Here is a 7393-nt window from a genome sequence, read left to right on the forward strand (position 1 = left end):
CGGAGAGCCGGACGGCCACTCCAGGGAAGCCACGGTCGGCAAGAACCCATCAGCCACATCCGGCCCTCCCGGGCCACCTAACACCTTACGGAGGAACCCATGGCGTCCCACCGTCCCCCTGGCGTCGATCCGAACGGAAAACCTTGGCGGCTGGGCGAGTTACTGCCCAGGGCGCTGGTGTACCTGGCCGGCTGCGTGGTCTTCTCGACGGGCGCCCACTTCTTCATCCAGTCCGATCTGGGCACCGACCCGCTCGACGTCTTCTCGCTGGGCGTGCTCAAGCACCTGCCGCTCACCATCGGCCTGTGCCAGGCGGCCGTCGCGGTGGTGTGCATCGGGGCGTGGGCGGCGTGGAACCGCAAGCGCCCGGTGGTCTCGCCCTTCGTGACCTTCTTCCTGTGCGGCAGCCTGATCGACCTCTTCCAATGGCTGCGGCCGGCGGCCTGGTTGGGGCTGAGCAGCTACCCGCTGATGCTGCTCGGCGCGCTGCTGTGCGCCTACGCCTCGGCGCTGATCATCATGAGCGGCTTCGGCATCCGGGCCATCGACCTGCTGGCGATCACCATCCGGCACCGCTGGACCTGGCCGTTCTGGTGCGCGAAGGGGCTGATCGAAGGAGTGCTGCTGCTCTGCGGCTGGCTGCTGGGGGGCCCGGTGGGCATCGGCACGGTGGCCTTCCTGGTCTTCGTGGACCTGCTCATCGAGCCCTTCGTCCGGTTCAACCGGCGCTTCCTCGACATCCCGGACCACGGCTTCGCGGTCGCCCTGGCCGTGCCCTGACCGGTGCCGGTCCGGCCCGCCCTGGTGGTGGCCGGCGACGGCCGGTGGCGGACCGGTTGCCGGAGTACCGTGGAAGGGGTCGAGGCACCGCCGCCGTCGGCGGTTGCCGTAGGTGTCCTCGACCCGGTGGTGCGACGTGGGGACCGGAGGCGCCGGTGGCGCGAGAGAGCATGCCCGCGGTCGACGACTCCCGGCAGAGCCCGGTCGGAGCCGTCGGCAAGGTGACGGTGCCCATTCCGGCGGGCGGCCCGGGCGAGGTCCTGGTCGCCCTCCGGGGTGGTTCGGAGGTGTTCGCGGCCTGGTGCTCGGAGCCGGTCGGCCGGGACGTCCGGGTGGTCGTGGTGGACGCGATCTCGGCCCGCTCGGTGATCGTCGAGCTGTTGCCGCCCTAAGTAGAGCTGTTGCCGCCCTCATCGCGGTTTCGGATCCCAGCTGGTCAGGTGGTCGGTCATGTTCTTCTGGCACGTTCCCGCACCCAACGAGGCGATGCTCATCTCCGGGTCCAAGCACCAGGCGCAGGACACCCAGTTCCGCATCGTCACCGGGCACGGCAGCCTCGTCCTGCCGGTCAAGCAGAAGGTCCGCATGCTCTCCCTGGCCCTGCGGGAGGCGGAGATCGCCGAGGACTGCGTGACCCAGCAGGGGATCCGGCTCACCGTGCGCGCGGTCTGCGTGTTCAAGGTCGGCGACGACGCCGTGTCGATCGCCAACGCGGCCCGCCGCTTCCTGTCGGAACAGGACCAGATGGAGGAGCTCGTCGGCCGGATCTTCGCCGGCCACCTGCGCTCGATCATCGGAGGGCTGACCGTCGAGCAGATCATCCGGGAGCGCAGCCGGGTCGCCCAGGAGGTGATGGCGGGCAGCCACGGCGAGATGGAGAAGCTCGGCATCGTGGTCGACGCGCTGCAGATCCAGGAGATCGAGGACTCGACCGGGTACATCGACAACCTGGCCGCGCCGCACGTGGCGGCGGTCGCCAGCCAGGCCCGGATCGCCCAGGCCAAGGCGGACCAGGAGGCCGCCGAGCGGGAGCAGCAGGCGGCCGCGCTGAAGGCCGAGTACGAGCGCGACACCGCGATCAAACGGGCCGGGTTCCTCGCCGAGACCGAGCAGTCCAGGGCCCGGGCCGCCCAGGCCGGGCCGCTCGCCGAGGCCCGGGCCTCCCAGGACGTCATCGAGGAGCAGACCGCGCTCGCCCAGCGCCGGGCCGCGCTGGCCGCCCAGCAACTGGAGGCCGACGTGCGGCGCCCGGCGGACGCCGAGGCCTACCGGCAGCGGACGCTGGCCGAGGCCGCCCGCGACCGGGTGAAGTTCGAGGCGGACGGCAGCGCCTACAGCGAGCGGGCGCTCGCCCAGGCGCAGGCGGACGCCAACACCGCCCGGGCGGACTCCCTGCGCGGCGGCAACCAGGAGCTCATCGCGGCCAACCGGATCGTGGAGAACCTGCCGGCCCTCGCCGACGCGGCGGCCCGGGGCATGTCCGGAGCCGAACTCACCGTCCTCAACGGCAGCGACGGGGTCAACCAGATGGCGGCGGGCATCGTCAGCCAGGGCCTCGCCATCCTGCACTCGCTCCAGCACTCGACCGGCCCGTTCGGCGACGGCAAGTCCAAGCCCCGCTTCCCGGAACGGACTTGAGGCGCGCCGGGGCCTGCGGGCCGAGGCGTCAACGGGCGGCGACGAGGCCGTCCACCAGGGCCCGCAGGCCGTCCAGGTAGGTGTCGTCGGTGGTCAGCGCGGCCCAGCGGTCCGCGACCTGGGCGAGGCGGGGGAGTTCGTCCGGGTCGAGGCCGCCGAACACCTGCTCCCGGTACGTGGCGCGCTCGTCGTCCGCGCGCCGCCGGGCCGCCGCCGCCCGGACCACCAGCTCGCCGGCGGTGTAGTACCAGATCGTCCGGTACCCCTGCACGGCCCGTTCCGGCGTGAGGCCGCACGCGGTGAGGCCGTCGACGATCTGCTCGACGAACCACAGCGCGGACGCGGACATCAGGTCGTCGGCGGTGAGCACCTCGACGATCCAGGGGCAGTCGGCCAGGGCCTCGTGGATCGCGGCGGCGGACCGGACGACGCGGTCGCGCGGGTCGGCGGGTAGTTCGGGCCGGCGCAGTGTCCGTGCCGCGTGGTCGTCCAGCAGCAGGACGAGCAGTTCCTCCTTGTCGCGCACGTGGTGGTAGAGCGCCATCGGCGTGCTGCCGACCTCGGAGGCGAGGCGGCGCATGGTCAGCCGGTCCGCGCCCTCCTCGGTCACGATCCGGCGGGCCGCCTCGACGACCTGCTCACGGGAGATGCGGGGCGGTCGGCCCGAGGTCCTGCGCGGTGCGGTCGGCATGGGTCCATTCTTCCCCAGGGGTCGACAGCGGCGATGGTGTGGGGTTAGTTTTCTTACGCGTATAGAAATTGCTGACCGGAAGGAACACCGCCATGACGCCCACCGCCGTCGACCTGTTCGCCTCGGCCCTGCACTTCCACCCCGACGGCGAAGTCCGCGCCGCCGAGCGGCAGATGGCCGGCGGCGCGCCGGGCACCTGGCACCTCGGCGCCTTCCACGTGGAGACCGAGGCCGACGTCCACGCCGACCACTGGGAGATGCACCCGGAGGCCGACGAGGCGGTGTGCTGCCTCACCGGTGGCGCGCGGCTCTACCTCCGACCCGCGGGCGGGGACGCGGACGGGGGCGGCGACGGCGCGGGGGGCGGTGTCGACGAGCTGGTGCCGCTGCCCGCCGGCAGCGCCGTGGTCGTCCCCCGGGGCCGCTGGCACCGCCTCGAACTCGACGGCCCCAGCGACCTGATGTCGCTCACCCTGCGCCACGGCACCCGGCTCGAAAAGCGCACCGACACCCCCTGACCGCTGCCGGGGACGGTCAGGACTCCCCGCTCCACGACCGCCAGAGCGCCGCGTACGCCCCGCCGGCGGCGACCAGTTCGTCGTGGGTGCCCAGCTCGACGATGCGGCCCGCCGCCATGACGGCGACCCGGTCCGCGTCGTGCGCGGTCTGGAGCCGGTGGGCGATGGAGATGACCGTGCGGTCGGAGCGCACGGCCGCCATCGCCCGCTCCGCCTGCCGGGCCGTGGTCGGGTCGAGGAGGGACGTCGCCTCGTCCAGGATCAGGGTGTGCGGATCGGCCAGCTGGACCCGGGCCAGGGTGAGCTGCTGGGCCTGCGCGGCGCCGAGTTCGGTCCCGCCGGTGCCCAGGAGCGAGTCCAGCCCGTCCGGGAGGTCGCGCACCCAGTCCGCCTCCACCAGGGCGAGCGCGGCCAGCACCGCCGCGTCCTCGGCGTCCGGGGCGGCCAGCGTCATGTTCTCCCGGAGCGTCCCCATGAACACGTGGTGCTGCTGGGTGATGAGCACGACGCGGTTGCCCAGCTCGCCCGCCGCGGCGAGGTCCGCGACCGGCACGCCGCCGACCAGGATCCGCCCCGCGTCCGGGGCGTCGACGCCGGCGAGCAGCTTGCCGAGGGTCGACTTGCCGGCGCCGGACGGGCCGACCACGGCCAGCCGCTCGCCCGGTCGGACCACCAGGTCGACGTCCGTCAGCACGTCGTGCGAGCCGGTGTAGGCGTACCGCACGCCGACGGCCTCGATCCGGTCGTCGGCGGGGCGCAGGCCGGTGGCCGGCGGCTCCTGCGACACCAGGCCGACGCCCTTGATGCGGGCGAACGAGGCACCGCTGCGCTGCAGTTGCTCGACCCAGTTGAGCGCCCGGTCCAGCGGGTCGACGAGCTGCCACATGTAGAGGCCGCCCGTCACCACCGCGCCCAGCGTCACCGAGCCGTGGAGGTGGCCGAGGCCGCCCACCAGCAGGACGAGCGCCATCGGCAGCGCGTGCGCGAACTCGGTGACCGGGAACAGCACGGTCCGCAGGAACAGGGTGCGCACCCCGGCCCGGTAGGCGGTGTCGACGGCCCGGTCGACCACGCCGTCCTGGCGCGCCCCGACCCCGTACGCCTCGATGGTCCGGGCGCCGTGGGCAGTGGAGTCGAGGACCTCGGTGACCCCGCCCGCCGCGGCCCCCTCGGCGAGGTAGGCCTCCCGGGCCCGGGACAGGTACCAGCGGCTCACCGCCCAGACGATCGGCAGGCCCACCAGGGCGCAGAGCCCGATCAGCGGGTCGAGCAGGAAGGTCGCGGTGAGGATGACCAGCACCTGGACGACGGCGATGAAGACGTCCGGGGCCGCGTTGCGCAGGGTGGCGGCCACGGTGCCCACGTCCAGCGAGGAGCGGGTCACCAGGTCGCCGGCGCCGACCCGTTCCGCGTACCGCCCGGGCAGCGCGAGCGTCCGCTCGACGACCTCCTCGCGGAGCCGGGCCAGGGCGCGTTCGCCGAACCGGTGGGAGAGGTAGCGGGTGTAGCGGGTGAGCACCAGCTGGGCGAGGGCGAACCCCAGGACCGCCGCGGCGAAGCCGTCCACCTGGCCGACCGTCAGCTCGCCGTTCTCGACCCGGGTGACGATGCGGCCCAGCAGCCACGGCCCGGCGACGCCCGCGAGGGCGGCGAGGCAGGTGAGGGCGACGATCGCGCCCATCGCCCGGCCGTCGTCCGCCAGCAGGCGCCAACTGGCCCGGCGCACCGTCGCGGTGTCGGCGACCGGAAGGCGGTGGGGGGCGTTGGGGGTGTCGGGGGTGTCGGGGGTGTCGGGGTTGCTCATCGGACCATGCCTTCCTCGGCGTCCGCCGGGGCGCTCGCCGGGCGGTCGTCGCTGCCGCCGCGGAACACCAGCGCCGCGTAGCCGGGGTCGCGGGCCAGCAGCTCGCCGTGGGTGCCGGTGGCCCGGACCTTGCCGTCCACCAGGTGGACCACCTCGTCGGCGCGGCCGAGCACCAGAGGGGAGGTGCTGACGACCAGGGTGGTCCGGTCGCCGCGCACGGCGCCGATCCGGGCCGCCACGGCCGCCTCGGTGAGCGCGTCCAGCGCCGACGTGGGCTCGACCAGCAGCAGCACCTCGGGATCGGCCAGCAGCGCGCGGGCCAGCCGCAGCCGCTGGCGCTGCCCGCCCGAGACGTTGCCGGCGCGGTCGTCGAGCGGTGCGTCCAGGCCGCCCGGCAGGGCGTCGACGATGTCCTCGGCCGCGGCGGCGTGCAGGGCGCGCCGCAGCTCCTCCTCGGTGCGGTCGCCGCGGATCGACACCGCGGAACGGAGCGTGCCGCCGAACACGTACGCGTCGTCGTCCGACACCAGGACGTGGCGCCGCAGTTCGGCGGGCACCCGGTCGGAGAGCCTGGTGTCGCCCCACGTGGCGTCCGAGTCGGTGTAGCCGCCCAGCCGCTCGACGACGGCCCGGGCCTCCTCGGGCCGGGCGGCGGCCAGCGCGGTGAGCCGCCCGGGCCGCAGCAGCAGGCCGGAGTCGGGATCGCTCAGCCCCGCCGGGGCCTCGGGCGGGGTCGTCAGCGTCCGGCTGCGCGTCGAATCCGGCCGCAGCGCCAGGATGTCGGTGACCCGGCGGGCGGAGACCAGCCCGCGCGGCAGGTCGTCCGCGCCCTCGACGAAGGCGGTGACGGGCACCAGCAGGGCCGCCACGTAGCCGTAGACGGAGACCAGTTCACCGACCGTGATCGAACCGGCGGCCGCCATCCGGGCGCTGAGCCAGGTCACCACGGCCAGGAAGACCACCGGCAGGCAGGCGCCGAGCGCCTGCACCCAACTGGTGAACGAGGCCACCCGGTAGCCGAGCGGGACGAGGGCCTGCGAGCGCTCCCGGTAGCGCCGGGCGAACATCGGCTTGCCGCCGATGCCGTTCAGCACACCCAGCCCGGCGACCAGGTCGCCGGCCAGGGCCGTCAGCGCCCCCTGCTGCTCGCGGTAGCCTCCCTCGGCGCCGTGCAGCTTCCCCAGCAACGGGCCGACGGTGAGGGCCAGCAGGGGCACCCCGAGGAGGATCACCGCCGCGAGCACGACCGAGATCCGGACCAGCAGGACGGCGGTGGCGAGGTAGGCGATGACCGCGCCGACCCCGGGCCCGGTGATGGTCAGCGTCTGCGCGATCCGGCCGATGTCGCCGGCCTGGAGGTGGGTCAGCTCACCGGCCGACACCTGGCGCGGCAGCGTCGTCCCCAGCCGGTTGACGTGCCGGGTGATGACCTGGACGGTGCGGTACGCGGCGTCCGCCCGGATGAAGGTCATGGTGCGGTGCCGCAGGATCCCGAGGACGGCGATGAGCGCGCCGACCACGAGGACGGCCGACACCCAGAAGACCAGCGCGCCGCTGTCGCGGGCCCGGAGCCCCTCGTCGATCGTCCTGGACATCAGGTAGGGCGGCAGCATCAGGGCGCACATCCACAGGCTGCCCCAGGTCGAGCCGAGCAGGACGCGGCCGCGCTGCCTGCGCACCAGCCACCAGAGGAAGCGCAGCGGACTCCGGTAGTCCGGCAGCCCGGGATCACGGTAGGGGACCCGGCGTGCACCCCCGGGCAGGTCCGGTCCGGCGCCGGTCATCCCGCCTGCCCCCGGGCGGGCCCCCGAGCCGCGAACTGGTCCAGGATCCGTTGACGTCTCATTCCCGGAGTCTGGCAGACCGCCCCGCCACGGAACTGACGCACCCACAGGTCGGGTGGGGGCCCGCGGATCGCCGGCTGACCCGGGGGTGACGCGGTGGGGGCGGTCGGTTCCGGCG

General features: G+C 74.1%; 7 protein-coding genes. 4 read left to right on the forward strand and 3 right to left on the reverse strand.

Translation table 11 applies throughout. The features are described from left to right. Positions 1-99: 99 nt before the first annotated feature. The 3 genes from ACFVX9_RS33190 to ACFVX9_RS33200 all read left to right on the forward strand — a co-directional run bounded on the left by ACFVX9_RS33190 (position 100) and on the right by ACFVX9_RS33200 (position 2418). Positions 100-780 carry a YitT family protein gene (locus tag ACFVX9_RS33190; RefSeq protein WP_208869047.1) on the forward strand — a complete coding sequence of 227 codons (681 nt, stop codon included), beginning with the start codon at positions 100-102 and terminating at the stop codon, positions 778-780. A gap of 155 nt (positions 781-935) precedes the next feature. Continuing rightward, positions 936-1172: a hypothetical protein gene (locus ACFVX9_RS33195; RefSeq protein ID WP_350880803.1), complete on the forward strand. Its 237-nt coding sequence runs from the start codon at positions 936-938 to the stop codon at positions 1170-1172. Between the two features lie 58 nt (positions 1173-1230). Then, positions 1231-2418 carry a flotillin family protein gene (locus tag ACFVX9_RS33200; RefSeq protein WP_063346367.1) on the forward strand — a complete coding sequence of 396 codons (1188 nt, stop codon included), beginning with the start codon at positions 1231-1233 and terminating at the stop codon, positions 2416-2418. A 28-nt stretch (positions 2419-2446) separates the two neighbouring features. Here the strand turns inward: ACFVX9_RS33200 and ACFVX9_RS33205 are convergent, their stop codons facing one another. Beyond that, entirely contained in the window at positions 2447-3109 is a 663-nt protein-coding gene (locus tag ACFVX9_RS33205) for a TetR/AcrR family transcriptional regulator (protein WP_380378296.1), read from the reverse strand. A gap of 92 nt (positions 3110-3201) precedes the next feature. Between ACFVX9_RS33205 and ACFVX9_RS33210 the strand changes: the two genes are divergently transcribed. Next, entirely contained in the window at positions 3202-3627 is a 426-nt protein-coding gene (locus ACFVX9_RS33210; RefSeq protein WP_380378297.1) for a cupin domain-containing protein, read from the forward strand. Between the two features lie 16 nt (positions 3628-3643). Here ACFVX9_RS33210 and ACFVX9_RS33215 read toward each other — a convergent pair whose 3' ends face one another. Then, positions 3644-5431, reverse strand: a complete 1788-nt coding sequence (locus ACFVX9_RS33215; RefSeq protein ID WP_380378299.1) for an ABC transporter ATP-binding protein — start codon at positions 5429-5431, stop codon at positions 3644-3646. Then, a complete protein-coding gene (locus tag ACFVX9_RS33220) occupies positions 5428-7215 on the reverse strand; it encodes an ABC transporter transmembrane domain-containing protein (RefSeq protein WP_387985243.1) in 1788 nt (595 codons plus the stop codon). Before ACFVX9_RS33220 ends, ACFVX9_RS33215 begins: the two co-directional genes overlap by 4 nt. Positions 7216-7393 lie beyond the last annotated feature (178 nt).

The sequence above is a fragment of the Kitasatospora sp. NPDC058243 genome, from assembly GCF_042882025.1.
Lineage (GTDB): Bacteria > Actinomycetota > Actinomycetes > Streptomycetales > Streptomycetaceae > Kitasatospora.